23 protein-coding genes and 1 tRNA gene are annotated in these 25,802 nt (G+C 39.5%); 11 read left to right on the forward strand and 13 right to left on the reverse strand.

Annotated elements, in window-relative coordinates:
• Together B4N75_RS03875 and B4N75_RS03880 are read left to right on the forward strand one after the other, a co-directional pair.
• Positions 1-239: hypothetical protein (locus B4N75_RS03875; RefSeq protein ID WP_296706632.1), on the forward strand; the 239-nt coding region annotated here is incomplete at its 5' end.
• A gap of 101 nt (positions 240-340) precedes the next feature.
• A complete protein-coding gene (locus B4N75_RS03880) occupies positions 341-511 on the forward strand; it encodes a hypothetical protein (protein ID WP_288516204.1) in 171 nt (56 codons plus the stop codon).
• Between the two features lie 108 nt (positions 512-619).
• Here the strand turns inward: B4N75_RS03880 and rsmG are convergent, their stop codons facing one another.
• The 4 genes from rsmG to B4N75_RS03900 form a co-directional block, all read right to left on the reverse strand.
• Positions 620-1,348: a 16S rRNA (guanine(527)-N(7))-methyltransferase RsmG gene (gene rsmG / locus B4N75_RS03885; protein ID WP_296667700.1), complete on the reverse strand. Its 729-nt coding sequence runs from the start codon at positions 1,346-1,348 to the stop codon at positions 620-622.
• Positions 1,349-1,424: 76 nt separating this feature from the next.
• Positions 1,425-2,450: a hypothetical protein gene (locus B4N75_RS03890; RefSeq protein WP_296706633.1), complete on the reverse strand. Its 1,026-nt coding sequence runs from the start codon at positions 2,448-2,450 to the stop codon at positions 1,425-1,427.
• Complete coding sequence (locus B4N75_RS03895) at positions 2,437-3,237, reverse strand: hypothetical protein (protein ID WP_296017712.1); 801 nt, start codon at positions 3,235-3,237, stop codon at positions 2,437-2,439. The genes B4N75_RS03890 and B4N75_RS03895 overlap by 14 nt, the downstream gene beginning before the upstream one ends.
• Before the next feature lie 206 nt (positions 3,238-3,443).
• Positions 3,444-4,184 (reverse strand): RsmE family RNA methyltransferase, encoded by a 741-nt coding sequence (locus tag B4N75_RS03900; protein WP_296017716.1) that lies wholly within the window; start codon positions 4,182-4,184, stop codon positions 3,444-3,446.
• Between the two features lie 138 nt (positions 4,185-4,322).
• On the opposite strand from B4N75_RS03900, the gene B4N75_RS03905 reads away from it, so the two are divergent.
• The 3 genes from B4N75_RS03905 to B4N75_RS03915 all read left to right on the forward strand — a co-directional run bounded on the left by B4N75_RS03905 (position 4,323) and on the right by B4N75_RS03915 (position 6,994).
• A complete protein-coding gene (locus tag B4N75_RS03905; RefSeq protein WP_296706634.1) occupies positions 4,323-6,002 on the forward strand; it encodes a hypothetical protein in 1,680 nt (559 codons plus the stop codon).
• 94 nt (positions 6,003-6,096) lie between these two features.
• Positions 6,097-6,423: a hypothetical protein gene (locus B4N75_RS03910; RefSeq protein WP_296706635.1), complete on the forward strand. Its 327-nt coding sequence runs from the start codon at positions 6,097-6,099 to the stop codon at positions 6,421-6,423.
• 214 nt (positions 6,424-6,637) lie between these two features.
• Positions 6,638-6,994, forward strand: a complete 357-nt coding sequence (locus B4N75_RS03915) for a hypothetical protein (RefSeq protein ID WP_296667983.1) — start codon at positions 6,638-6,640, stop codon at positions 6,992-6,994.
• A gap of 169 nt (positions 6,995-7,163) precedes the next feature.
• Here the strand turns inward: B4N75_RS03915 and B4N75_RS03920 are convergent, their stop codons facing one another.
• From B4N75_RS03920 to B4N75_RS03935, 4 genes are all read right to left on the reverse strand, one after another.
• Positions 7,164-8,234 carry a threonine aldolase family protein gene (locus B4N75_RS03920; protein WP_296706636.1) on the reverse strand — a complete coding sequence of 357 codons (1,071 nt, stop codon included), beginning with the start codon at positions 8,232-8,234 and terminating at the stop codon, positions 7,164-7,166.
• A gap of 69 nt (positions 8,235-8,303) precedes the next feature.
• Complete coding sequence (locus B4N75_RS03925; protein WP_296667979.1) at positions 8,304-8,840, reverse strand: hypothetical protein; 537 nt, start codon at positions 8,838-8,840, stop codon at positions 8,304-8,306.
• 26 nt (positions 8,841-8,866) lie between these two features.
• The gene (locus B4N75_RS03930) at positions 8,867-9,400 is read right to left on the reverse strand and encodes an NUDIX hydrolase (RefSeq protein WP_296667977.1); all 534 of its coding nucleotides are present in this window, start codon (positions 9,398-9,400) and stop codon (positions 8,867-8,869) included.
• 31 nt (positions 9,401-9,431) lie between these two features.
• Positions 9,432-10,283 (reverse strand): GNAT family N-acetyltransferase, encoded by an 852-nt coding sequence (locus tag B4N75_RS03935; protein ID WP_296706637.1) that lies wholly within the window; start codon positions 10,281-10,283, stop codon positions 9,432-9,434.
• 75 nt (positions 10,284-10,358) lie between these two features.
• On the opposite strand from B4N75_RS03935, the gene B4N75_RS03940 reads away from it, so the two are divergent.
• The 3 genes from B4N75_RS03940 to B4N75_RS03950 all read left to right on the forward strand — a co-directional run bounded on the left by B4N75_RS03940 (position 10,359) and on the right by B4N75_RS03950 (position 13,213).
• Positions 10,359-10,431, forward strand: a tRNA-Cys gene (locus tag B4N75_RS03940).
• Positions 10,432-10,561: 130 nt separating this feature from the next.
• Positions 10,562-11,515 (forward strand): thioredoxin-disulfide reductase, encoded by a 954-nt coding sequence (gene trxB, locus B4N75_RS03945; RefSeq protein ID WP_296017764.1) that lies wholly within the window; start codon positions 10,562-10,564, stop codon positions 11,513-11,515.
• Between the two features lie 9 nt (positions 11,516-11,524).
• On the forward strand, positions 11,525-13,213 hold the full coding sequence (locus B4N75_RS03950) for a glycoside hydrolase family 3 protein (RefSeq protein ID WP_296667991.1): 1,689 nt from the start codon (positions 11,525-11,527) through the stop codon (positions 13,211-13,213).
• On the opposite strand, the gene B4N75_RS03955 is transcribed toward B4N75_RS03950, so the two are convergent.
• From B4N75_RS03955 to B4N75_RS03965, 3 genes are all read right to left on the reverse strand, one after another.
• The gene (locus B4N75_RS03955) at positions 13,206-13,889 is read right to left on the reverse strand and encodes a tRNA-uridine aminocarboxypropyltransferase (protein WP_296667974.1); all 684 of its coding nucleotides are present in this window, start codon (positions 13,887-13,889) and stop codon (positions 13,206-13,208) included. The genes B4N75_RS03950 and B4N75_RS03955 overlap by 8 nt on opposite strands.
• A 327-nt stretch (positions 13,890-14,216) precedes the next feature.
• A complete protein-coding gene (locus B4N75_RS03960; protein WP_296706638.1) occupies positions 14,217-17,252 on the reverse strand; it encodes a pectate lyase in 3,036 nt (1,011 codons plus the stop codon).
• 133 nt (positions 17,253-17,385) lie between these two features.
• Positions 17,386-17,895, reverse strand: coding sequence for a hypothetical protein (locus B4N75_RS03965; protein ID WP_296017783.1), 510 nt, complete (start codon positions 17,893-17,895; stop codon positions 17,386-17,388).
• Positions 17,896-18,392: 497 nt separating this feature from the next.
• Between B4N75_RS03965 and B4N75_RS03970 the strand changes: the two genes are divergently transcribed.
• Positions 18,393-19,769, forward strand: a complete 1,377-nt coding sequence (locus B4N75_RS03970) for an ATP-dependent 6-phosphofructokinase (RefSeq protein WP_296017788.1) — start codon at positions 18,393-18,395, stop codon at positions 19,767-19,769.
• Positions 19,770-19,888: 119 nt separating this feature from the next.
• On the opposite strand, the gene B4N75_RS03975 is transcribed toward B4N75_RS03970, so the two are convergent.
• Both B4N75_RS03975 and B4N75_RS03980 read right to left on the reverse strand, forming a co-directional pair.
• Positions 19,889-21,373 (reverse strand): MGH1-like glycoside hydrolase domain-containing protein, encoded by a 1,485-nt coding sequence (locus tag B4N75_RS03975; protein WP_296667970.1) that lies wholly within the window; start codon positions 21,371-21,373, stop codon positions 19,889-19,891.
• A 241-nt stretch (positions 21,374-21,614) separates the two neighbouring features.
• Complete coding sequence (locus B4N75_RS03980) at positions 21,615-23,372, reverse strand: hypothetical protein (RefSeq protein WP_296667968.1); 1,758 nt, start codon at positions 23,370-23,372, stop codon at positions 21,615-21,617.
• A gap of 49 nt (positions 23,373-23,421) precedes the next feature.
• Here B4N75_RS03980 and B4N75_RS03985 point away from each other — a divergent pair, with 49 nt between their 5' ends.
• Positions 23,422-24,801 carry a tetratricopeptide repeat protein gene (locus tag B4N75_RS03985; RefSeq protein ID WP_296667967.1) on the forward strand — a complete coding sequence of 460 codons (1,380 nt, stop codon included), beginning with the start codon at positions 23,422-23,424 and terminating at the stop codon, positions 24,799-24,801.
• A 27-nt stretch (positions 24,802-24,828) separates the two neighbouring features.
• A partial coding sequence (locus B4N75_RS03990; RefSeq protein WP_296706639.1) for a TraB/GumN family protein occupies positions 24,829-25,802 on the forward strand: 974 nt, incomplete at its 3' end.

Below are 25,802 nucleotides of genomic sequence, written 5' to 3' on the forward strand. Positions count from 1 at the left end.
GTTATGCAGCGCACATCGAGCTTCTGCTGCATGAACATATTAACGGTCTCCTGAATTTCAACAGGTGTAAAAAGCATATTTCCTCCAAAATAGGGCGTTTCGCCGCTTCGCGCCGCCGGGCTATCCGCGGTTCCGCTTTCGCTCCATTCAAAAATGATGAGATGCAAGCAAGCCGAACGCTATTTTTGAACGGCTCCGCCGCCGCTCCTATCCCTAACGCAAGGTCAATTCTATCTTAAAATGCATTGTTGTTCAAATAAATGTCGTTTTTTCACACTTGACTGTAATGCCTTCAAAAGTATATTATTATTCATACCCTTGGAAACTATAGGAGCTTTTTATGGCAGCAAACAATAAAGAAGAAAAAAAACTTAATCCGTTTGTAGAAGGCGTTCTTGGAGTTGCTTCTCTTGCATTGATTACAGTTGTAGGATTTTTTGTATTCTTCGCATTTGACATTCTTCTCTTGGATTTTGACCCAATCGGAAAACTCGTACAGTTGATTTTCTAATTTTTACTAAAAATCCGTAAGGAACTGAAAATTTGGCAAAAGACCGGCTCATTTTTTGAACCGGTTTTTTTTATTTTACAGAAAATTCACTTCAAAAAAATTACAATATTATTTTTCAATAACGACAAGGTTTCGTTCGCGTTCTTCGCCTTCTTTTGTGTTTTCGGTCAAAAAAGGAACAGTCAGTTTTTCAATTACGTATTTTGGTGAAGATGATTCCAAAGCTTCCATTTCTTCTTTTATTTTTTCGGCTTTTGCCTTGTAAGCCGCAAGTTTTCCGTTATCTTTTAAAATTCTTCGCAAAATTTTGAGCATTTTTTTGTCCAGCGGTCTAAAAGCCCTAAAAACACAAAGATCGAAGCGTTTTTGAGCAAGTCTTTCTGCCTGATTTTCTTCGATCGTAACATTTTCAAGATTCAGTTTTTGTGCACAGGTCAAAAGAAAATTGCATCGTTTTGACATTCTTTCTACAAGCGTAAAATTTAATGACGGAAAAGCGGTTGCCAGCGGAATTCCTGGAAGTCCTGCTCCAGAACCAATGTCCGCGAGCATAAGGTTATTGCAACCGAAAGAAAGTTCTGTTCCGGATTTTTCGACAAGACCGGCGCATAGGGCGGCGACTTTTTCTGCGCCGCTTAAACTGTCCAAAACATGGCGGATTGCAGTTTCGTCATAGTCTTCTGTATTTATAAGGTCGAATTTTTCGTTAAACTCCAGAAGCGTTTTTATGTAAATGTCCATTTTTTCTTCAAGTTCCGGCAGCGGAAGCGTTTTTATTCCGCAAAAATCGCCTTTTTCAAAACCAAGCTGGACAAGTCCTTCGTGAAGATAATTCATAAAATGCCTCTTTTTGAATAAAAATTTTATTTTATAAAAAAAATAAAAATTGAAACCGAAATTCCAGATTCAGTTTTTACAGGCTCAAAAGCAAATCCAGATTTGTTCCGTCTTTTTCCGCTTTTAATGTTACAAGATTTCCTGTCTTGTAGGCGTAAAGTTCACCAAGCTGGCATATTTTATACAGATACGACGAATTGTTTTTTTCTGTCTGAGAAAGCGCCGTCGTTGCGGTAAATTTGTTGCTTCCGTTGGTTGCTCCATCCGCCTTAAACAAAATATAAAAAGTTTCCGAAAGATTTTTTCCGTTTAACTGATATTTGCAGTCGCCGGTCAATAAAAAAGTTCCGTCAACTTGCGGCTCAGAGAAAAAAACAGTCTTGCAGGCAGGTTTTAGATTTTGACCGTTTACTAAAAATCTCAAAATCGACTGATTTTTTTGAGGAACTTTTAAAGCTTCGTTTTGAGAAAAAATTGCCGCATTTTGCGCAGAAGTTCCAATATTGCCATTTCCGATGGCTGCCTTTTTTAAGTTTTCAAGTTCCGAAAGAATTTGCCGTAAATAAATCGAATTTTGTGCGTTCAAAGCCAAATTTTTTGAGGAATTCAGCGAATTTGACGGATTCGTCTGGTTTAGCGAAGAACCGAGAAAAGAAAGTCCAGAATTTTCGCTGGAAAGACCGGAAATTTCTCCCAAAATCCCAAGACTGCTCAAATTTGAGAGGTCGCCTGCTGTAAGATAATTTTTTAATTCGGAAAGTTGAGCGTTTTTGCCAGAAAATGCCACCGCTGTAGAATTTTCTTCGGCTTCCAAATTTTTTGCGTCTGAATTTTCATTTTTTGAAGGAACTGCGTTTTTTGCGCTGGAAACTGCGTTTTTGCGTCCGGTATAAAATTCCTTATTTCCCGGAATATAAAAACCTTTTCCGATTGAAGGCGAAGAAATTGTCGGCATAGAAGTCGAAGGCATCTTCGGCTGAGCCGGAAGTTCCAGATTTTTTTGCGCAGAATTCTCCTGAGCAAAAATTGGATTTTCAACTTTTGCACTGAGAATCAAAATAAATGCGGCAGACAAAAAAACAGTTTTTTTACAGATTTTCAAGGCTTTCTTCCACATATTGCAATCTCTGCTGGAGGGCAGTGATAGTTTTTTCCAGACGATTTTTTTCTTTTTCGAGTTTTTGTCTTGGATCGTCATTTTTGTGCTGTTTCATAAGCTGGGCAACAGTGTCGGCAGGCTTTCCTTCAAGAATCTGCTGTTCAGCAGCCTGACGATCTTCCGATTTTTTTAATGACGCAACTTTTTTCATATTGTCAAAACCGATTGCCGGATTTACTTCCACCATTCCAACTTTTGTAATTTCTTTTGCAGTTGTGCGCGGCAGACACAAAACGCGGTCAAGATAATCCTCGTAACGAATATTTAACTTTTCGCAGAGAGCATGAGCCTGGCTCAAAAGCCTTCCAAATTCCTGCATCAATTTTCCGTTTACTTCTATATAATCGCGACGAATTTTTTCAGTCAATTCCTTTAATTCAGGAGATTCTTCAATCGAAATCTTATAAATTCCAAGACTTTCTGCTTTTTGAAGCAGGGCATGGAATTTAGCCCAAAAAGCCGCATTGTGAGCTTTTCCGCCGGCCATAATTTTTCCGCCGCTTTCGGCAAGTTTTTCTTCGTTTACAAGATGGTGAGTATATTCGTGAATCGCCGTATAAATAAGCTGATTGTCTTCCTTAAAATTTTTATTGTGCAGTAAAATTTCTCTTGTTTCCGGGTTGTAAAGTCCGTTTACCCTTGTTGATTCTTTTCCAGTCAAAATTACCTGAAAATCCAGTTCCGTTGGCTGAATTTCCAAAAGTTTTTGTTTAATAGTTTCGTTATCCATAAGTCGAATTATAGTCAAAAAAATTTAATTGGTCATTAAAAAAATGCTCAAGGCTTTCAAAAAACAATTTTTAAATTTTGAATTCCGGGCCATTTTTGCCTTGCAAAAACCGGGCTTTTCGCACTTCCGCGTCTTCGCGCTCCATTGTTTTGCCTTGCAAAACAACGCCTTCGGCGGTGCTACAATCCCTTGTCCAAATTTTGTATTTATTCCAAAAATCCCATCGAATTTAAAATAATGCTTGCCGCAACGGTCGCCGCTGTTTCGGTTCTTAAAATTCTGCAGCCCATCGAGCAGAGCGTAAAATTGTTTTTTTCCAGAAGGTCGCGCTCGTCGTCCGTCCAGCCTCGCTCGCTTCCAATTGCCGCAACAATTTTTGCCGAACCTTCTTTTTCCAAAAAACTGCGCAAACTTTCTTTTGGGCGGCGGTTGTCCAGGGCAATTAGCGAAGTTTCAAATTCTCTGTCGCTTTTTACAAGATTTATTGCTTCCGAAAGCGATTTTGCAACAACCAGTTCAGGAACATGAGTGCTTGCCGCCTGCGCCGTTCCGTCCAGAAGCATTTTGTATGCAGAGCCGTCAGAAACAACGTTTGAGTCAAGATAAGATTTTTCGGTCAATTTAGTTCCAGTCAAAATAACTTTGCGGCATCCAAGACCTGCAACATCGCGCAAAAGCCTTCTTAATTGAATTGGACGCGGAAAACCGATAATCAAACTGAGAGGATAAAGCGGTTTGCCGCGGGTTTTTGGCACAAAAGAAAAACTGATTTGTCCGTCGCCAGAAATTTCTGTAATTTGGGCAATTCCTGCCGCACCGCCAATAATTCCTGCATCAAAAGTGTCGCCAGTCGTTTTGTGCAAAACTTTTATAATATGCTGTGCCCGCTCATCGCTTTTATTTAACGGTTTTGAAATTTCTTCACTCGTAAAAAGACAAATATTCATAAAAATTCCTGGTGTCTAAGAAATCTCTTAGAATGACCTAATTTTAGATTTTTTTTATAGATTTTACAACGAAAAGAAATTTATAATAAACCAAGCTGTTGTTTTGCTTAAAAATTATCAAAAAATCGGAGCGGTCTAATGATGTTGTATAAAAAGAATTTGTTCTTTGTAGTTTTTACAACGCTTTTTCTCGCTTCTTGCGATTTAGATTTAAGTTTAACTACTGAAGCAACTTCTTCGACAGTTTCTTCTGCAACGTCCTCAACTGTTTCCTGGGATGCCTCTCAGAGCGATATTTTTGAGCTTTCGGCAGATGTAAAAACCGTAAACATTTCAAACGCAGTTTCCGGAAAAACACTTTATTTTGTAAGAAGAAACACCGGTTCGCAAACTATCAGTTCAACAAATACAAGAACTCTGACGGCTTCAAGCCAAAGGCTGGCCGTTTCCAGCACTTCTAGCGATTTTTTAGAATTAGATGAAGAAGTTCAAAATCTTCAAAAAGGTTTTGCCGGCTGCTTTATTCCTGAGCAAATTGATTTAAAAAATTACGCTTCTTCAGCCCGCTCGGTTTCTGTTTTGTCCGAAACTGCAATCAGCGGAAACGTAGGCGAAACAAAAAGAATTTACGTGGACAATAATACCGATATTTCAACTTTCGTTCAAAAATCCGCAACTCTCCGCGCAGTTGGAACTTACTGCTATGTCTGGGTTGTTGATGATTTTTATTCTTCAACTGCCGGCGAAAACAAAGTTGATTCTGCAATTGCTCAAAAATATGCGGACGCCTTTGACAAGATGTATCCTATGATAACAAATGTTTTTGGAAAAGAATCTGATAATATTTATTATGATTCCAGATGGCGCAATATGGAAGATTACAGCAGCACTGGTACAAAAATAAACATTGTTGTTTACGACATTGGAAACGATTATTCCCTTTCCAAGGAAGATAAATGCGGAATTGTCGGATATTTTTATGCAAAAGACTATATTTATAATTATTCAGAAAATGGCGTAACTTCAAATAACGGAAAATATTTTTATATAGATTCCGGATATTCAAATTCGAATTTTGACACTACTATTTCTACTTTGGCGCACGAATTTCAGCACATGGTAAATTATAACCAGAAAACTGTTTCGCACGATCTGACCAGCGGTCAATGGTACAATGAAATGCTCAGCATGCTCTGTGAAGATATGATGCAGAAACATTTGGGAATTGACGACGAAGATTCTCCTAAAGCAAGAACAACAGTTTTTAACGCATATTACTTCTATTCTGGAATTAGCGAATACAATTCAGATAAGCAAATTTGTTCGTATGCAACTGCATTTTCGTTTGGTTCGTTTATTGCCAGAAATTTTGGCGGAGCGGAACTTGTTCAAAAAATCAGTAAAAATTCTTATGTGGATAACGATTCAATAACAGATGCTGTAAATTCCTTAAATGGCACAAATTACACTTACGATGATTTATTTGAAAAATACTTGCTGGCGCTTTTGGGAAATTCAACTTATACGCACGATAAAGATGCAGAGTGCACGCTCAAATACAATTCAGGCGATTACAGCTTAAATCCTTATGAATATCCAATGACCGCTTACAATATTTTCGATTCTGAATATTCTTTTTCTGTGAATGAAAAAGAATATTATGGACCTGCAATTTTTAACTATAATGCAAAAAGTGTTGATTTAAGACCGGAAAATGGAATTTTAATTCACGGAATAGGAACTTTTTCCGGTTCGAATGTTTCCGTCAGTTTCTCGTCTGGAACAAGCGCGGAAAAAATATATTTGATAATTAAATAAAAAACGGTCGTTTCTCGCTTTGTTGCGAAACAACTTAAAAAGTCAATCCTAAAACTGAAGTTTTAATCTTGACTTTTTATGGGAGAAAAACTGAATGAAAAAAATATTTTGTTTTTTGGTCTTTGCATTATTTTTTTGCGGCGCGATTTTTTCTTTTTCAAAAAATGACGGAGCTACAGAAATTGAAGGTTTTATAAAATGGTACGGGAATTCGCCGGTTGGTTTTCCGGGAATTGTATGCGATGACGGAAGAATTTTTTCGTTAAAAGTTGCCGACGGAGCAAACTTTGTTTTGGAGGATGTTACAAAGCTTCAGGGAAATAAAATTCATCTGGAAGGAAAAATTGACGAAAACCAAAAAAATGGATTTGAAGTTTTAAAAGACGGAGTTTTTATAATTTCGGCCTTTGAAAAAATATAAAAAGATTTTTAGATTGAGCGGAGTTTATTTAGCCCAAGCTTCGAGTTTTATGATTTAATGTCATTATCGGGCTTGACCCGATAATCTATTGGCACTTTTTTTTGCAAGATTGCTAACCGAGTTTGCTATGCAAACATCGCGGTGTCAAGCACGGCAATGACACTTAAATTACTGTTCTTATCAAAACTCGATATTTGGATTATTTCGGGTATTTATGGAAGATTTTAATTTTTACAGAAATTTAATCAGTGTTTTTTTAAGTTTATTTTTTCTTTTGCCGGCATTTTCGCTTTGTCATGAAATAAAAGAAGCTTCGATTTTTACAATAAACGGTCAGGTTGAATTGAGAATCGAGCCTGTTTTGACTAGCGAAGTTGTTGCAAAAAGCTTGAATCACGAAGGCGGACTAAAAGTTCGCGTCTTAAAAATCAAAGAGTCTGAAAACGGAACTTGGCTTTATGTGCTTATAAGAAGCGGTTTTTGGTCAGAAAATGGAGACTGGATTAAGCCTTATTCTAGGTATTGGATTTTTCTGGAAGATGAAACTAAAATTTTTGATTACGAAGAATGATTTTTTAGAAAAATACAGTGGACTTACGCCGGATGCGGCGGGCGGCAGTTGGCTGCGAAGCCGCCAATGAGGGCTACCGAACCCAAAGCAGCCGGTTTTTTCAGTTATGGACAGCGCAATTTGCGCAAATTGTCTGGTTTTGGGCAAATTGCCGTCCGAAAATTTAAAATCACATTTCTTTTATGACTTTTAAAAGTTTTTCTACGTCGTTTTCTGTGGTTGCCCAGCTTGTGCAAAAACGGATTACGGTGTGGTTTTCGTTGTATTTTTCCATAAATCCGTACGCTACTTTTTGCTCAAGCGGCTGCAATTTTGAATTTTCGATTATAAAAAAAACTTGGTTTGTCGGAGAAACAAAATAAAGTTTGTAGCCTGCGGCGGTGAGCGCGTCTTGAATTTTTTGTGCGTAAGAATCTGCTGTTTTTCCGAGTTCGAGATAAAGGTTGTTTTTGAAAAGTTCCGCAAATTGAATTCCGAGAAGCCTGCCTTTTGCAAGCAATGCGCCGTGCTGCTTTATTTGTGTTAAAAAATGAGGAATTAGTTCTGGTTTTGGAACTACGACGGCTTCGCCAAACAGTGTGCCGCATTTTGTTCCGCCAATGTAAAAAACATCGGTCAGGCGGGCAAGGTCTTTTAGGCTTACGTCGTTTTCTTTGCTTCCGAGCGCATAGGCAAGCCGTGCTCCGTCGGCAAAAAGTGGAATTTTGTATTGGCGGCAAACTTTTGAAATGTCGGAAAGCTCTTGTTTTGAGTAAATTGTTCCGAATTCTGTTGGCTGAGAAATGTAGACCATTCCAGGTTCAACCATGTGCTCCCAGTTTGCGTCGGCGTAAAAATCTTTTATGTAAGATTCGATAGTTTTTGCAGAAAGTTTTCCGTTTTGAGCTTTCAGTGCGATTACTTTGTGGCCTGTGTATTCAACGGCTCCTGCTTCGTGAACCGCAACGTGTCCGCTTTCGGCTGCAATTACACCTTGCCATTTTTTTAGAAGGCTGTCGATTACGGTTGAATTTGTCTGAGTTCCGCCTGTCAAAAATTGTATTTGCGCTCCTGGAATTTCGCAGGCTTTGCGGATTAAAGTTCTTGCTTCTTCGCAAAATTCGTCTGAACCATAGCCGCTTGTGTGAAGAAGGTTTGTTTCGGCTAGTTTTTTTATGATGGCAGGATGCGCGCCTTCCATATAATCTGATTGAAAGGCGAGTTTTTGTCCTTCGCTTTGAGTATTTTTGTTTTCGTTCATTTTTTTTCCTATGAAAAGCCAAGATAAAAACAGATGCCATTTTTGGTTGTTTTTATCTTATCTCCTAGTTTATTCTTCTGTTTTTAGGCGCGGACACTGTTCAAGAATTACGCTGAGCGCCTGATTTCTTATCTGTTCATTTGGAAAAACCATAGTGATTTTTGCTCCGCTTTTTGTCAAAATTTCGAGATGTCTGAAATCGACATTTGTCGTTTCTTTTTGTTTTTCGTAGCTAAGTGTTGGCAACGAGAGAATGTTTTCGTATTTTATGGCGGTTGTGTCGCTGATTATCATATTTTCGTAAATGCCGTTTATTCCGCTGTTAACGACTTGTTTTGACGCAATGCTTGAACCTAAAAGCGCTGTCAAAATAAAAATTACCGAAAGATAAAGCTGGAAATTTCGGAATGGAATTACTCCGAGCAAAAGCGCGCAGACTGCAAAGGTCAAAATCGAACGCAAAGGAAAGTCTGACCTTAATGCCATTTTTAATTCGCCGCATTCACTTTTTAATTTTTTAATTTTGAATGGAATTGAAATAATAAGCGCGGCAAAAATGCAGTAGCCGGCGATTGTAAATGCGATTGTTAAGTTTTTTACGTCCATATTTTTTCCTTTTGATTAAAATTGTCTTAGCCTTTTGAGTTTACCTTTTTTAGCCAGAGTTTTAAAGTTTTTTTTGCGCTTTCAAAGGCAAGGTTTGCGTTGTCTATATCTTCTTCTTTTTGAATTAAAATCTTTTTTAAGCCGGCGACTTCGCTTTTTTGTGCGGAAAATTTTGTATTTTCTGGTAAAAGTGCTTCAAAAAAAAGGTCGCAGGTTTTGTAGGTGATATTTTTGTATTCGTAGGTGTTTGGAAAACTGCAAAGATATTTTAATTCCGCAGGTTTGGCCCCGATTTCTTCCATACATTCGCGGATACAGGCTTGTTCGGCTGTTTCGTCCGGATCTACAAATCCTCCCGGAAAAGCGAGAAAGCCTTTTTTGGGTTCTTTTGCACGTTCTTCCAAAAGAATTTTGTTTTCTTTGTCGCAAATTATTAAACCGACGGCGCTTGCAACGTTGTTGTAAAGGTCAAAACCACAGTCCTGGCATAGCCATTTTCTGTTTTTGACATTTTTTATGTTTTTGCTTCCGCAGTTTGGGCATAAATTAAAATCGTTCATAAAATCTCCCATAAAATTTTTATGTTTTGGTTTAATAATATAAAATCTCAAAATTGCAGAATTTTTTGAATCCTGTTTTTTCGTAGACTTTTATTGCAGCTGTATTTTCTGTTTTTACAAAAAGCGTGCATTTTTTTGACTGTGCGGCGAATTTCTGGCTTACAGTGTTTAAAAGCGCTTTTGCAAGTCCGCAGTTTCTGTATTTTGGAATCGTAAAAATTCCGCCTAAAAGAACATAATTTTTTCCTTGAGCGCTTACGGTTAGTTTGCAAAGCGGCATATTTTTGATTTTCCCGATAAAAACTGCTCCTGCATCGACAAAATTTTCAAATTTTGCAAGGCAATGATCTTCGTTAAAAAGTTCTGGTTCAAAGATAACTTCTTCTTTTTCAAATTCAACCTGAAGAGGAAACACTCTTGGAATTTCCTGTTCGGTGCATTTTTCTACAGAAAGCTGGCGGTTCATTCTTGCGAGGTCTTTTGCAGAGTCAAAACGCCCGTTTTCCATTAAAAAATATTCGATTTGAATTTTGGGAGTTTTTCCAAAATGATTTTCGAGAATTTTTTTCAACATTAAAGTGCCGCTTTTTTCGCCCGAAATGCTAAAAATGTATTTTATTGAATTTTCTTCAAAAAAATTTACAAAGGCGCTTTCGATTTCGTTGCGGTTTTTTCCGTAAACTTCCGGCAGACAGTGGTGAATTGAACTTCCCTGCCACCAGCTGAAAATTCCGTGGATTTCTCCAAAATTTCCTCTTAAAACGTAGATTGATTTTCCTCCGTGGAGAATTTCAGAATAAAGCATGACTGAAAATTTTTCGTAAGGAAGCATGTAACTGAGAATTTCGTTTTTATCAGCATCCTGCATTAGCTCAATAAACATTTTCCACATATTTTACCGTTAAAATATTAAAAAGACTAGACACGAAATTTTATTTTTTATATACTAAACAAATACGGCGTCTTACCCAAGTGGCTAAGGGAACGGTCTGCAAAACCGTGATTGAACAGTTCGATTCTGTTAGACGCCTTAAAAAGCGGTAGTGATTGCAAAATTACTTCCGCTTTTTTATTTCCGGGAGCCAATGGCAAAGCCTGTTCCCGTTTATATATATGTGCCCTTATGTAGAGTAAGGGCATTTTTTTTTGTATAATCAAAATATGCAAAAAGATTTTTACGACTTTGTTGTGGTTGGTGCGGGTGCGGCTGGTTTGACTGCTGCGCAGTACGGGGCTAGAAGCGGACTTTCTACACTTTTAATTGATTGCGGCGAAACTGGCGGCCAGGCGTTGAATATTTTTAATCTGGAAAATTTTCCGGGTTTTTTCCCATCGGTGAAAGGCTCTACTTTTATTCAGAATATGCTTTCTCAGACAGAGAGTTTTGGCGCAGAAATTCAAAAAACAAAAGTTCTTTCAATAGATAAAATCAAGGGAAAATTTTTGATTGAGACAGAAAATGGCAAAATTTCGGCTTATTCTGTTTTGATTGCAACTGGCGCAGCCCACAAAAGACTTGAAATTCCTGGAGAAGCAGAATTTAGTGGTCGTGGCGTAAGCTATTGCGCAACCTGCGACGGACCTTTTTTTCGAGGCGGAAAAATTATCGTTGTTGGTGGTGGCGACAGCGCGTGCGAAGAAGCATTTTATCTTTCTTCGCTCGCAGAGAGCGTAATTCTTGTTCACAGACGTGGAGAACTTCGTGCTCAAAAAGCAATTCAGCAGAAAATTCAAAAGGTAAAAAATATTTCTATTCTTTATGACACTCAGGTTGAAAAAATTAACGGCAAAGCAAAAGTAAATTCTGTTTTGCTTAAGAACAATATTTCTGGCGAAAAAATAGAACTTTCGTGCGACGCTGTTTTTATTTTTGTTGGAATGAATCCGCGCACAGAGCTTGTAAATATGCTAAAAAAAGACGAAGGCGGTTATCTTATTACAAATTACAAAATGGAAACTGCTGTATCGGGAATTTATGCGGCCGGTGATGTTCGGGCAAAACCTTTCCGGCAGCTTATTACGGCAGCTTCAGACGGGGCAATCGCTGCTCATCAGGCGCACGAATACGTAACATTGCTAAAAAACTCAAAACAGTTAAATTCTAAAAGTGAATAAAAAGATATGATGAAAAAAAAACTTGTCCTTGCTTGCGCATTTTTTGCTTTAATTGCTAGCTTTTGTTTTTCGCAGACAAAAATTCCTGAAGATGCGGATTTTTGGAGCGATTATCCTTCGGAAGAGCTTGCTGATTTTTTGGTCGGAAAAATGAGCAATGACGAACTTTTGAGCCAGATTTTAATGTTTGGCTGGGCAGGCGCAGAACCGAGCGAGCTTTTAATAAAATGGGTTTATGAACGCGGACTTGGCAGCGTAAAAGTTTTTGGCTGGAACACAGACAATACGCAGCTTGTTGCAAGTTCTGTAGCAACACTGCAAAAAAAATCACAGTCTCGGAAACTCCGTATTCCTCTTTTTGTGGCAACCGATCAGGAAGGCGGATGGATTCGTCATGTAAAAGGTGAAACTTCCGAAACTCCTGGCAATATGGCAATTGGCGCAAGCGGTTATCCAATCGACGCTTATTATTCTGGCTATTACATAAGCCGCGAAATCAAGGCTCTTGGAATAAATATGAATTTTGCTCCGACCGTAGACAATTATACAAATTTACAGTCTTCGGTAATCGGCCCCCGCTCTTTTGGCTCAAATCCTGATTTTGTAGGTCAGCTTGGCGCTAGTTTTTCTGCCGGTTCAATTGCGGCCGGAGTTATTCCGACAGCCAAACATTTTCCGGGGCACGGCGATACAAGCCTCGACAGCCACGGAAATCTTCCTCAAATTGACATTGACTACAAAACCCTCGAAAACCGTGAGCTTGTCCCGTTTAAGTTTTTAATTGCCGAAAAAATTCCTGCAATTATGAGCGGTCACTTGAGTTTTCCCAAAATTATTTCAAACGGTGAACCTGCGAGCCTTTCAAAAGTTTTTTTGACCGACATTTTGCGCAATCGTCTTGGCTACGAAGGTTTGATTATTACAGATGATATGATGATGAACGGAGCGACAATGTACGCTGGAAGTTTAAGCCGGGCTTTTCGTCTTGCAATCGAAGCTGGAAACGACATTGTAATTTCTTCTACAACTGCGCGCTGGAATGAAAGTTTGTGGACTTCAAACCTTTCTCTTATGGAATCAAGCACGGCTTTTAAGCAAACTGTCCAAAAAGCCGCAAGACGCGTAATTTTATACAAATTAAATTATTTTAAGAGCAATAATGCCGCTCCTCTTTATCCGGATCCAGCAACACTTGACCAGAAAATTCCGGACAAAGAAGGACAAAAATTCTTTTTAAGCCAGGCTTGCCGTTCAATAACAGCCTACAAATCAGGAAAATGTCTGCCTTTTGCTCCTGACGAAAACGAACGCATTTTGCTTGCTGGCCAGACTCAGTTTCCTGATTTTTTTGAAGAAGCAAAAAAACGTTATTCAAACTGTGCAGAATTCAAATTCGACTACGAAATGGGACCAAATCAGGCAGACTGGATGAGCCGAAATATTCAAACAACTGCAAAAAACTATGACACAATAATAATCTGTGTTGCAAATGAACGCAGCGCAATGATTGCAGAACATTTAAAAAAACTCGGCAAAAAAGTCGTAATAATGTCGGTTCTTTCTCCTGTTCCGGTTTTAAACTGCAAGTGGGCGGATACAATTTTGCTAGGCTACAGTTATTCGCCATACACCTTCAAAGCGCTATTTGGCGCTCTAAACGGAGAATTTGAGGCAGACGGCGAGCTTCCGCTCAATTAAAATCGGGAATTTCTTTTTTCTTCGTGAATTTGTAGTCATTTGCGTGAGTATTCGGCAAAAGTCCTGCGATCCTGTCGTTTTCTTTTTGAAGCTGGAATTTTATCATCATCTTAAAAGCATCCATTAAACTTTCAGGATTTGAGGTCTTTTTAATAAGACCGCTTTCCTGAAATTCCTTTATCAAATAATAGCAGGTTTCGATTGTCGAAACACATTCAGGATGCGGTTCACGCTTAAAAGTAAAAATCGAACGGTATTCGCCGGAAAAACTCAGTTTTGGAAGCGCCATAATATTTGTCGAAAGTTTAATCATTTTTTTTGAACAAAACCACGTTGAATCAATGATAATCGCCAAAAGTTTACGGCCGTTCAATTCTTCCTTAAAACCTGCTTTTTTAGAATTCCAGGCATCCTGGTCAGGATATAGCAAAACTGGAAAAAACTGCGGATCTTGCAAAAGCTCGCACAGCCGTTCATTTTTTGTAAAATCAATGCCCATAATAATTTCAGAATCAATTAAGCCAGCGTGAGCAATTCGTCCAGTTCCAGTGCGCTGCCTTTTAGCTTCTTTCGGATGCATCAAAAAAACAAATTTAATTCCAGGGTCAAAAGGCTTTAAAACTTTGCAGACACAACTATCTTTTGGTCTAAAACATTTGTAACAAAAATCGCGCATTTTGAAATTATAAAAAAAAATCAAACGAAAAGAAACCGCTTTTTATTTTTTTGGGGGAGCACACTTTGCGCTCAAACCGGCTTTTCGCCCTTCGCTAGCGCTCATTGCCGTTCCGGCAACTCCGGGGCTACAATCCGGGCTAGCATAGCCCGTGGTGCGCGATAGCGCACACGAAAATAAAAGGGTTTTGCGTTAGCAAAAGCCGCAGCATGCGCAAGCATGCAAAAATCCGGGCTAGTAAAAGTCTGTGGTGCGTAAAAAAAGTGCCGCCCAAAATTTTGGGCGGCACTTCCGGTCAATTTTTAGATTTTTTTAAGTTTCTAAAAATTATTTAGCATTTGCATTTTTTGACACGTAATTGTAGTCAGCGCCAGTGTTTTCTGGAGCATTGTCTGTAAGGCGGAACAAGTCGCCAATATCAAATACTCCGTTTTCGTTACGTGGAATGCGGTTAAATGAACCGTCAGCGTTAAATCCGTTAGCCCATTTTGCAATATCTGTGCTTACAAATGTTTTTGCAATATCAACTGTAGTTCCGTCAACATTTACAGATTTTGCGCCGTTAAAGAAGTAGTTGTTTTTTGCAGCAAGGCGTTTTGCAAGGTCTGGATCATTAGAAGCGTCAAAGTTGTCGCCTGCTCCGCCGTTTGCAGAAAGAACTCCATCTGCCTTGAATACGCGCGGGTTGGCAGCGGCTTTGCCTTTTCCGTAAAGAGAAACGTTGTAGTTTCCGCTTCCGTAAACTGTTACGTGGTCAAGAATAAGTGCTGGGTTAGAGTTACAGGTTACTCCGTTTACTCCATTTCCCCAGGAAATTGAGTTTCGGAGAATATGTTTGATTGCGATTCCGTCGCCACCAAGTTTAAATCCGTTTCCGTCACCATTTCCTGTTCCGTCGAGTTTTGTTCCGTTTGCGTAAGTAATACAGTTGTCGATAAGAACTGCGCCGATTGCGCCTGTTTCTACCTTAGAGTAGAAGTCCCAGCCGTCGTCTACGTTGTGGTGTGCAACACAGTTACGGAATACATTGTTTTCGCCAGATGTAAGTTTTGAAGCAAAACCGTCAGCATTGTTCTGAGCAGGGTCGGAGTTTCCGAAAGATTCGCAACCGTAAATCAAGTTGTCGTGCGGCCATTTTTCAAAGCTCTCAGAAGAACGTCCAGAAATCTGAATTCCTGTATCGCCGTTAAGGTAAGTGTCTACCATTCTGATTTCGTTGTAATTTCCTGCAACCTGAAGGGCTTTTACGTCTCCCGGAGTGCCTGTAATATCAAATCCCTGGAGCGTCCAGTAGCTTCCGTAAAGGTTTACAGCAGTAACTTTTGCTTTAGATTTTGAAAAATCGATGATTGGGCGGGCTCCAGCGTCTGCAATTAGGTATTTTCTTGCTTTTGCAGTACCATCGTTCCCACGTTCAATTTCGAGGCTCTTTCCAGGATAATAAGTTCCAGCTTTAAGAATGATTTTCTGTCCAGGCTGGCAGTATGCAACTGCTGAACCCAAGTCGAGTGGATCATCGCCAGTGCCTTTTCCGAATGCATTTGCATTTGGAGAAACATAAAGAACCTTGCCCTTGTATGTTTTAGAAATGATTGTGTGAGTGAAAGTTACCGGCTTGTAGTTCATTTCGTAGTCGTTATCTTCTGCGTTGAACTGAGCAATAACTTTTTTAGGAGCTGGACGCCAGTTGTCTTCTGGATCGAAAGTGACGAGAAGGTCGTTCAAATCCTTGTTGATTTTGATTGTTTTTTTGTAGTCAGCAAAAACTTTTCCTGCTGGAATTGTAATTTTGTCTCCCTTGATGAGGACTTTTCCGTCAGTTGTTTTTACGCTGATAGTTCCGTTTGCGTTTGTTGTAAATGCGAATGGATATTTCTGATTGTACCATGTTGTTGGACAGTCGATTGTTGTTGAAAGAGGAACCAGTTCTGGAGGTTCTTCTAGAGCCGGAGGGTCTTTTTTAGGATCGGTGATGTTTAGAACAACGTCAGAAAATGTTGCGTTACACCCGCGAGCTACTGCAAAACCAATGTAAATGTGGTCTTTGTCGAGCTGGAGAAGTTTGTTGTTCTCTGGATCGTACATTATGAATTCTTCTTTTGTGTCTTCAGAAGGAATTGCACGCTTGTAGATTGCATGGTAGCCAGTATTGTCTTTTTTGAGTGTAACGCGATATGTGTCGCCTGTTTTAATTGCATCTGAACCTTGATCATAAGAGAAAGCGTCTGATTTGCTTGTCGCGTGAGCCTTAATTCCTTCATCGCCAAGCGCAATAATTTCGTCAGTAAGTCCGCTTACAAAACGGGCGCCAATTCCGTCTTTAATTTCTTTTTTTACGCCATTGATGTGCGTTGTAAATTTACGTGTAATAACTCCTGCCGAGTTATTGTAAGCAATCATTAAAGGCTGGCCTTCGACGCCAAGACGGTCGAGAGCAACAACACCAAAACCTTCCTGCCCATCAGCCATTGGGTTATGATAATCTACGTGAACTGTAGCTGTAAGTTCAAAGTTTTCTTTTTTAGGATCAATTACTGTGTAATAGAAAGAAATTCCGTCAAAGTAACTTTCGAATTTTCCGCCTTTTTCAAGGATGTTGCCAGTATTTTCATCGTAAGTACATGAATAAAGTTTTACTTTAAGATTGTTTGGATCTAAAAGTTCAAAACGGTTGCGGGCAGGGTTCGTAGAAGTTCCAAATTCTGTGAATGTCCATACACGCTCTTTTTCTTCACGCACGAGTTTGTGCATTGTTGAAGATGCAATTCTTTCTTTGCCGCGAACTGCATAAACTATAATGTCGCTAAAATCGCCGTCTTTAAGTCCTTTGATTTCTGCAGAAAGGCCTTTTGTTGCGGAAAGTTCTTTTGTTTTGCCATTTTCTGTGTAAGAAACAATATAATTTTCAGCTTCTACGACAGGATCCCATTTTACAGAAAGAGTGCTTTTGCCAATATTTAAAACGTTTAAAACAGGTTTTGTCAAAGGAAGGCTAAAGTCGAATACAACAGGATCTGAAGCTTTGGCTGTTGATTCGTTATTTCGCTGTGTATAGACAGTGAATGTGTATTTTCCAGAAAATTCAGGTGTGAATTCAGAATGTTTTGCAGCTCTGCGTGCTTTTCCGAATGTGTTTTTTACAGGGCTTCCGAACGGACCCTTCATTTCTACATAGCCTTTGTCGGCTGTTTTTGCGTCTGTAGGAGCGTTAAAATTTACGGTAATTTCGTTTGGATTTCCTTCGCTAAGACCTACAGATGTGATTTTTGGGGCTGCAACGGTTGACCAGTCCGGACGTGCTGACTGAGCAAATCCAGAAAAAGCAAGTGCTGCAAAAAGTCCCAAAGAAACAATTTTTTTCATCTTGTTCTCCCATAAAAAGTCAAAATTGCAATTGATTAGTAAGTTTGCAACGTAAACTTGTATCTTGTATTAACAAAAAACGCAGACTCTCGTCTTAGGAAAAGTCTGCGCGCCTAATTTTGTTAGAATTTAATTATTTTCCAACGTTGATTTTGTAGATATTGATGCCTGATTTTTTAGAGAAAACTGTGTAAGTTCCGTCAACAGAAACTTTTACAGAACCTTCAGAAGCAAGTCCGTCTGCTCCGTTAACATCTTTGTCCATTGGAAGTTCTGCTACAGTTTTTCCGTCTGGTCCGACTACAACGAGAGGGCGCATATCTGATTTTGAAGTAGAGTTTCCCCAGACAGTGATTGTTTCGCCTGCTTTTGCCGGGAAAGAAACTGAACGTGAAGAAGCGTTTCCGCTGCCCTGAAGCTGAAGAGCCATGTTGAATTCTTCGCCGTTTGCTGCTTTGTGCAATGGTTTTTTAGCAATGTTCATGTATTTTTCGGTTGTTGCATGAAGAACGAAGCCATCTTCTACAGCTTTGTCTTCTGTAATAGTTCCTTTTTCCTGGTCTTCAGCGCTAAAATAACCTTCTGCGAATGCTGCTGTGCAAAGCATAAGACATGCAGAAATAATACCAACTAACTTTTTCATTAAAAGCCTCCTCATTTTGGCGTTCTTTAATCGTAGAACAAATAAATTATTTTTTGGATACGCAGTTTCTGTGTTGAATAAACAGCTAATAAAAACTGCTATGCTCTAGTATACAATAAAATTGGGAAAAAATAAGGGCATTATTTGCAGAATGACGATATTTAAATGAATTTTCTGTAAAAAAAATAATAAAAAAAAGCAATATTTTATAAGTATTTTGCAAAAATATGTGTTTTAACATAAAACTTAGCCCGGATCGGAACGGCGCGCAGCGTTCAAAAGGCGGAAAGACTTTTCCGGCTTTTGAATGGAGCGAAAGCGGAACCGTGCAGAGCCGGTTTGTGAGAAAATTGCGCTCCAAAAAAATAAAAATTAACGAAGAATAACCGTAGATTTATTTGAAAAAAGATTTTATACGTTGTAAAATTTGAAAGTCTTTGGAAATTTCGTTTTTTAGAGGTTTTCTGGATATTTATTGCTCGCAAAAAGAGGTTTTTATGGCAGAGAAATATGATTTTAGTATTGAACAGCTCGGACCTTGCAAAGTTCATTCGCCGATTGAACTTTCTACAAAGCATGGTGATTTTCGTGCAAACTATGTAAAAGATTCTTCATTTGTAAGATATGCGGTAAATGTTTTTGAAGATTCGCCAAAAGAAGACAACCTTGGTGTTTCCAATCTTATGCAAAAAGCCGGTCCTCGTGAGTATATTTATTTTAATCCGGCTCATGTAAACGCGGGAATTTGCACTTGTGGCGGTTTGTGTCCTGGTTTGAACGACGTAATCCGTGCCGTTGTCCGCTGTCTTTATTATCGTTATGGTGTAAAAAAAATCCGCGGTTTTAGATTTGGTTTTAAAGGTTTTTTCCCGGAAAGCGGTTTTGATACGATTGATTTGAATCCTGATTCAGTTGATGACATTCATAAAATCGGAGGTTCTTTTTTAGGAACAAGCCGTGGCGGCGGAAACCGTACTGCCGAAATTGTTGATGCCATTGAATCGTTGAACATAAATATGCTTTTTATTATTGGCGGCGATGGAACTCAGCGCGGTTCGCTTGATATTGCAAATGAAATTGAAAGACGCGGTTTAAAAGTTTCTGTTGTTGGAATTCCTAAAACTGTTGATAATGACCTTTTGTTTATTGACCGTTCTTTTGGTTTTGAAACTGCGGTTCAGCGCGCGACGGAAGCGGTTTCTTCAATTCATATGGAAGCTTTTAGCCAGATTAATGGAATTGGCCTTGTAAAACTTATGGGACGCGAATCTGGTTTTATTGCAACTGAAACGGCAATTGCAAGCCACGAAACAAATTTCTGTCTTATTCCTGAAGTTCCTTTTGAATTGAACGGTCCGAACGGATTTTTGGAACATTTGGAAAAAAGAATTATGGAGCGTCATCATGCGGTAATTGTCGTTGCTGAAGGCGCAGGTCAAGATTTGCTTGCTACTACTGACGAAACCGATGCCAGCGGCAACAAAAAACTTGCAGATATTGGACTTTTTCTGCGCGACAAGATAAATGAATATTTTAAGTCGAAAAATATTCACATCAACTTAAAATATGTTGACCCAAGTTACCAGATCCGTTCTTCTGTAACCACTGCAAACGACTCGATTTATTGTGAACGTCTTGGAAGTTATGCGGCTCATGCGGCTATGGCTGGAAAAACAAAGATGGTTGTAGGTCTTGTAAACAACAAATATGTTCATTTGCCGATTCAGATGGTAACTAGAAGACGCAATTTTGTTGATCCGGAAGGCGCTTTGTGGCGCGATGCTTTGGATGCGACAAGACAGCCGATTCTTATGGTAAATAACTTGAACACGCTTTCTGAAAAATACATGAAAATGCGCGAAACTCACAATTAAGTTTTTGAGCAAAATTAAATTGAATAAAAAAAGCCTGCTGTAAAAGCTGAAGTTTAGCTTAAAAAACAGCAGGCTTTTTTATAACTAGATTTTGAAAAAATAGGATTTCTTTAAGGTTTTTAAAGTTTATCAATCAGCATTGAGCATTTTCCGCTTGGAATTGGCAGTGTTTTTTTCTTCTGATCGAGGATATTGATTGTAAAGTAATAGAGTTTTTCGCTTTCCATTTGGATTTCCCAGCCGCGAACAGACTTATTGCTCAAAATTGTGATCAAGTTGCGCTTTAGAGAAAGCTTTTCGATTCCCATAATTTCGAGGTTTGGAATAATCCAATCTACTGTTTTGCGCGGCAAACTAATTGAAAGACCGATTACGTTTTCGATCATAAGCGCGATTGTTGAAAGTCCGACAGTTTGAAGATAGCGCTGTTTTGGATATTTTGGATCCGATTCCATGACGGCATGGCCTTCTTTGCAAGGTTTGTATGCTTCGTACATGTCGCCTTTCTTCCCGTTTGCAGGTTGTAACCCTTCAAGAATAAAATAAAGGTGTCTGATTGCACATTCGCGGGCAAGCTCATAATGCTGGTATTTTTCCAAGCCTTTTATAACCATAAAGTTGAATGCCGGGTAAACTCCGCCGCAGAAACCTTCGCCGTTTTCGTTAAAGTTTGGACTGTCCGCGCTCAGTGTCGGGAACGGATGGTCTGTTCCAAAAGTGCAAGGGTTGGAAAGATGGTCAATTAAAGCGTCTGCGCGGTCAGCATTTGGAATTTCTGCCAAAAGCGGCCAGAAACCGGCAATTGTTTTTTGAGAAAGTTTTTGCTCATTTTTGTCCAAATCGTAGTAAAAACCAGAATTGCTGTCCCACATCATTGAGTTGATTCTCGTTTTGAGGGAAAAATATGCGCGTTTGTACTGGAAGCTTATTTCCTTGTCGTTGAGAATGTCGCCTAAAGCACTCATGTGCGCGCAGTTGATTGCCATTGCAGAGTTAAAATCGACTGCATAATAAGTATTCTGGCGAGGCGAATTAAACATTGTGCTTGCAGAGAAAGGCGCGCTGTAAAGACCGTTTGGCTGTTTGTAAGTCTGATCTACCCATTCCATGTATTTTTGAAGAACAGGCATAATCTCTTTTACACGTCGCTTGTTTGCAGATTTGTGGTAAAGGTTGAACTCTGCCCAGGCAAAAAGCGGAAGACCGATTCCTTCGGGATTGTCTTCTGTAAAAACCGGGCTTCCTGTTTTTAAATCGTATTTCCAGCGGATTGCGCCGTTTTGTTCCTGTTTTGAGTAAAAATAATCAATGTTTTGGTTTGCCGGATAATTGCGGTTTGAATAAACGAGGAAGAATGAAGAAAAAATAGATTCAAACTGGTCAATCGTGGCAGAAGCTATTGTGTTTGGGGAATTAGGTTCTGTTGTTGAAGTTAAAACGGGATTTCCGTCTTTGTCCTGAGGATAGACAAAATAACCGTCGGCTGGATCTTCTGCGAGTTTTGAATTTAACCAGAATCCCGAAAGCCATGTCCATGTTTTATCGTAAATATCTACAAAATCCTGATCGTAGAAGTGAATTTTAGGAAAGTCGCGTTTGTTCACAATTGCCCCTTAAATATAAATGCGTAAAAAATAAATTACAAATGAGTGATTATTCTGTGATTATATCATAGAAAACAGAATTTTACGTAAAAAAAACAATTTTTTTACAGTAAAACGTAGCCCGGATCGCTACGGAAAGACCACAGCGAAGCGAGGACTTGAAGTAAGAGCCGGAAATTCCGAAAAATGCGCATTTTAACCGGAAAAATTTTGGCTTTAAGGCCAAATGTGCTCCAAAATTTTAATATTCGTTACGGACGGTGTTAAAGTACAGGCGAATTTTTTCGTTTGAAACTTTGTGCCGCGATTTTAAGAACAGAGTGTGCGTTTTTTCGTTGTAAATGTAGCCCGACGAATTGTAAGTTTCAAACCGAGGGTCTGTGTGGAATGAAAGTCCGTAAATTTCGATTCCGACAAAAGGTTTGATTCCGTTTATGATTATGTAATGAGAATCGCCTTGCTTGAACGAAACTGTGATTAACGCTTCGGAAGAATTTTCGTTTTCTTCGTAAGTGATGTTTGAGGCGCAAGTCCAAGCCCAGATGGTTTCGGTTGAATTTTTGTCCATTACAAGCGAATGTGGATAGTTTGCGTTGTTTTTTATCAGAATCGGGTAAAGTTCTGCAAGTGTGCGGAGATCCGCTGTTTGATTCTGGGCAAATGCCGTGTTTATGAGCATGTAACCGCCTGCGCAGTATTCTGGAATTGCGAAAAGTTTTCCGTAGTCGATCAGAACGGTTCCTGTTTCAACAGTCTGCGCAAATCCTGCTGCAAAATCCCTGTCATGCAAGGTGAGAGTGTCGTCAGAAACAGAAAGTGTGCATGCCTGGGTGATTGAATTTAGGCACTGTTCTGTAACCGGCTGGAATGATTCTGCAAGCGGGCTGTCTGCTTTTTTGAGCGAGAGATAAACTTGAAGAATTGAAGTTGCCTGAACGAGAGTTGGCTGGAAATCTTGAATTGCTGCTGGAAGGGCGGCAAGGAGTTTTACGTTTTCGAGATTTCCGTTTCTGAGCATGTAGTCTGCAATGTTGTCAGCAGAGAAAACGTCGATGGAATTGTGTTCGATGGCGTTTTGAATCATTGACGCAAAATTTTCATTTGCCATTACAAGGCTCGGATTCATTGCTGCGAGGGTATTAAAGTATGGAGAAGTAAAATATGTCCTTCTTGCTCCGTTTTTGAACGAATCTGGAACTGCTTTGATTGCTTCCTGATAGCGTGATTGAGAAGCCATTTCTGCCACAAAAGCGGCAACGACAGCTTCCGAAATTGCGGAGGAGTCTGAAAAAGCAGAAGTTGCCTGAGAAACAAGGGCGTTTCTAAAATCTCTGACTGTTGTTTCGTAGGCAGAGGCTGTTGCTGTCTGAGAATCCGTAGGAATAGAAGCAAAAGAGAATGCCTTTGTCGGGTCAAACCGAGTGTACATTGCAACATTTGCACTTTTTGTAAGGATAATTTGAGTGTCCTTAATCTGATTTGCAGACATTGTGTAAGAAATATTTTTTGAGCTAAAAAGTTGTTTTGAGCGGCTCTGTTCTGTAACCGAATAGCCCGAAACAGGATTGTAATAGAGAGAAAGCGAAGAGTTGCTGTCTGGCAGTTGGGCAGCGATTGAAAGGCTTGCGCGCGGAGTTGTGTCGCTTACCGTAAAAGTGAGAGATGTGTTTTCTGTAAAGTTGAATTTAAAACTTTGCGGGGAAGGCTGTTCCCAAGAAAGCAGCGTGAGCGGAGTTTGATTTTGAGTTTTTGAATTGAAGAGAACAGCGGGATGAACGTCGTCCGCTGTAAATGAAATTCCCTTAAAAGAAACGCCGACTGTGTTTTTTAGCGACATATTGCCGTCGGCATCCTGGGTTTGTGAAACCGATATTCTTAAAAGGCCTGCATTCTTTAAAATAACTGATTCGCTTCTAAATTGGAGGATAAAAATTCCGATAATAATAAAACCGTAAAGGAAGGTTAAACCGAAAGCTTTTCTAAATGGATGTCTAAACATTTGTTTTTCAGTTTATCTGATGAAAGCAAAATTTTCAATGAGAGGAAAAATGAAAAAATTATTTCAAAAAAGAACGGTAATTATTTTTTGCGCAGTGTTTTTTCTGGCAGCGGTAAGTATTCCTGTAGTTTTTGCCCAGAATTCGCAGTTGAATTCATCGCAGGAAATTCAATTTGTGCAAAAATTGAGCTCAGTCTTGCAGGATGGAACAATTGAACAGGCTTTGAGCCTTTTTGAGTCGATTCCTGAAAATTTAAAGGACGACACTGAACTTTTGTGCTTAAAGGGCAGCCTTTTGCTTTCTGCTGGAAAAACGGAACAGGCGGAAAAAATTGCTTCATTGCTTTTTGAAAAAGAACCAAAAAATATCGAAGTGCTGAATTTGAATTTTATGGCGGCAAAACAAAAAGGCGACAAGGTAAACAAGGCAAAGTTCATAAAGCAGATTCTCGCAATTGAACCTTACAATGCCGAGGCAAATATCGAGCTTGCGGACGAGCAGTCGCTCAAAAAAAATTGGCGCAACGCCCGGGATTTTTATAAAAAAGCGCTTTTTGGCGACAGAACCAACGAAGAAGCTCTGCTTGGTTACGGAAAAATGTGCTACTATATGGAAAAAGATGATGACGCAAAGGACGCTTTCAACAAACTTTACAAACTAAATCCTAATAATCCGCAGGTAAATTCATATCTTGGAAAATACGAAGCAGAAAACACACAGTATAAAAAGGCGATTGAATACATAAAAACCGCAATAAAAATCGACCCTTCAAACACTGATTACTGGTTTGACTTAGGAACATGGAGCCGCATGACAGGAGATTATTCTGGTGCAGAGTCTGCATGGAAACAGGCAATTGCTCTCGAACCGGAATATTTTCTTGGTTATGCGTACCTTGCAGGTCTTTACGATGAGCAGGGACGACGAGAAGATGCTCTTTCTTACTATCGCTTGACTGTCGACAAAAATCCTCAATATTATTACGCTTACGAAAGTCTTGGAATCCTTGCCTGGGGAGCAGGAAATTGGGAAGAATCTCAAAAAGCGTTTGAGCAGGCTCTTAAAAAAAATCCGGACAGCATTTCATACAAATTGATGATAACAGCCTGTCTTTTTAAACAGAAGAAAAATTTAGAGCTTCGGACTTTTACCGAATCGCTAATGAAAAAACTCACGAACAGACAGAGCCTTGACTACAAAATCGTGCGGATGTATCACGACCGTGGCGGAGACTCAGACGTTGCCCTCAACATTTCTAAAGAAACAAACCGCACGAAAAAAGGCAGATATTTATTTTATCTTGCGCTTTATTACGAGCTTATGGGCAAAGACAGCCTGGCTCAAAAATATTATAATGAGATTACTGCCATGCAGAGCCCGATGTTTTTTGAATACAGATTGGCTCAGTGGGCGAGCGGAATAAAATAAAAAAATCCCCAAGTGGAGAATTTAAAAATGAGTCAGACAGAAAAAGTTTTGAAATTTGACGACAGAGAAATCATCCTTATAGGAACCGCGCATATCAGTCAGGAAAGCTGCAATGAAGTAAAAAAAGCGGTCGAAGAAAAATCGCCGGACTGTGTTGCAATCGAGCTTGACGAAGGCCGCTACAAATCTCTAAACAACCCGGAAGACTGGAAAAATCTTGACATCGTAAAGGTTTTAAAGGCGAATCAAGGATTTTTGTTGCTTGCAAATCTTGTTCTTTCCGGTTTTCAAAGAAGAATGGGCAGCAATGTCGGCGTAAAACCCGGAGATGAAATGCGCGCAGCGGACAATTGTGCAAAAGAGCGCAATATTCCTGTCGCAATGGTAGACCGCCCGATTCAAACAACATTGCGCCGCGCCTGGGCAGTAAACTCATTCTGGGGAAAATGCAAGTTGATTTCCGCTCTTCTTGCAAGCGCCTTCGATAAAGAAGAGGTAAGCGGAGAACAGATTGAGAACTTAAAAAATTCTTCCGAAATGGACAGCATGATGAAAGAGCTGGCAGACTATATGCCGGTTGTAAAAAAAGTTTTAATCGACGAACGCGACCGCTATCTTGCAAGCAAAATTTGGGATTGCAAGGGCAAAAAAACTCTCGCGGTTTTGGGCGCAGGACATCTTCCAGGCGTTGAGGCTTATCTAAAAGAACTTGTCGCCGGAAAAAAATCATCCGACGTTTCTGACATATCAGAAGTTCCTCCAAAAAAAGTCGGTTCAAAAATTGCAGGCTGGACAATTGCCGCTCTCATCGTTGCTTTGATTGCGGCAGGCTTTGTTTATGGTGGAATTACAAAAGGCGCGCAGCTTCTTGGAGCGTGGGTTGTATGGAATTCAACACTTGCCGGGCTTGGAGCGATTCTTGCATTTGGACATCCGCTTGCAGTTTTGACGGCCATTGTCGGAGCGCCGTTTACAAGTCTTTGTCCTCTTGTTGGAGTCGG

The sequence above is a fragment of the Treponema sp. UBA7570 genome (assembly GCA_002477955.1).
Taxonomy (GTDB): domain Bacteria; phylum Spirochaetota; class Spirochaetia; order Treponematales; family Treponemataceae; genus Treponema_D.

Coding starts and splice junctions, on each gene's coding strand:
- B4N75_RS03935 (WP_296706637.1), bottom strand. CDS start 10,283: ATGTTTATTGAGCTAATGCAGGATGCTGATAAAAACGAAATTCTCAGT.
- B4N75_RS03960 (WP_296706638.1), bottom strand. CDS start 17,252: ATGAAAAAAATTGTTTCTTTGGGACTTTTTGCAGCACTTGCTTTTTCT.
- B4N75_RS03880 (WP_288516204.1), top strand. CDS start 341: ATGGCAGCAAACAATAAAGAAGAAAAAAAACTTAATCCGTTTGTAGAA.
- B4N75_RS03905 (WP_296706634.1), top strand. CDS start 4,323: ATGATGTTGTATAAAAAGAATTTGTTCTTTGTAGTTTTTACAACGCTT.
- B4N75_RS03900 (WP_296017716.1), bottom strand. CDS start 4,184: ATGAATATTTGTCTTTTTACGAGTGAAGAAATTTCAAAACCGTTAAAT.
- B4N75_RS03915 (WP_296667983.1), top strand. CDS start 6,638: ATGGAAGATTTTAATTTTTACAGAAATTTAATCAGTGTTTTTTTAAGT.
- rsmG (WP_296667700.1), bottom strand. CDS start 1,348: ATGAATTATCTTCACGAAGGACTTGTCCAGCTTGGTTTTGAAAAAGGC.
- B4N75_RS03925 (WP_296667979.1), bottom strand. CDS start 8,840: ATGGACGTAAAAAACTTAACAATCGCATTTACAATCGCCGGCTACTGC.
- B4N75_RS03950 (WP_296667991.1), top strand. CDS start 11,525: ATGAAAAAAAAACTTGTCCTTGCTTGCGCATTTTTTGCTTTAATTGCT.
- B4N75_RS03910 (WP_296706635.1), top strand. CDS start 6,097: ATGAAAAAAATATTTTGTTTTTTGGTCTTTGCATTATTTTTTTGCGGC.
- B4N75_RS03970 (WP_296017788.1), top strand. CDS start 18,393: ATGGCAGAGAAATATGATTTTAGTATTGAACAGCTCGGACCTTGCAAA.
- B4N75_RS03895 (WP_296017712.1), bottom strand. CDS start 3,237: ATGGATAACGAAACTATTAAACAAAAACTTTTGGAAATTCAGCCAACG.
- B4N75_RS03930 (WP_296667977.1), bottom strand. CDS start 9,400: ATGAACGATTTTAATTTATGCCCAAACTGCGGAAGCAAAAACATAAAA.
- B4N75_RS03980 (WP_296667968.1), bottom strand. CDS start 23,372: ATGTTTAGACATCCATTTAGAAAAGCTTTCGGTTTAACCTTCCTTTAC.
- B4N75_RS03985 (WP_296667967.1), top strand. CDS start 23,422: ATGAAAAAATTATTTCAAAAAAGAACGGTAATTATTTTTTGCGCAGTG.
- B4N75_RS03955 (WP_296667974.1), bottom strand. CDS start 13,889: ATGCGCGATTTTTGTTACAAATGTTTTAGACCAAAAGATAGTTGTGTC.
- trxB (WP_296017764.1), top strand. CDS start 10,562: ATGCAAAAAGATTTTTACGACTTTGTTGTGGTTGGTGCGGGTGCGGCT.
- B4N75_RS03965 (WP_296017783.1), bottom strand. CDS start 17,895: ATGAAAAAGTTAGTTGGTATTATTTCTGCATGTCTTATGCTTTGCACA.
- B4N75_RS03920 (WP_296706636.1), bottom strand. CDS start 8,234: ATGAACGAAAACAAAAATACTCAAAGCGAAGGACAAAAACTCGCCTTT.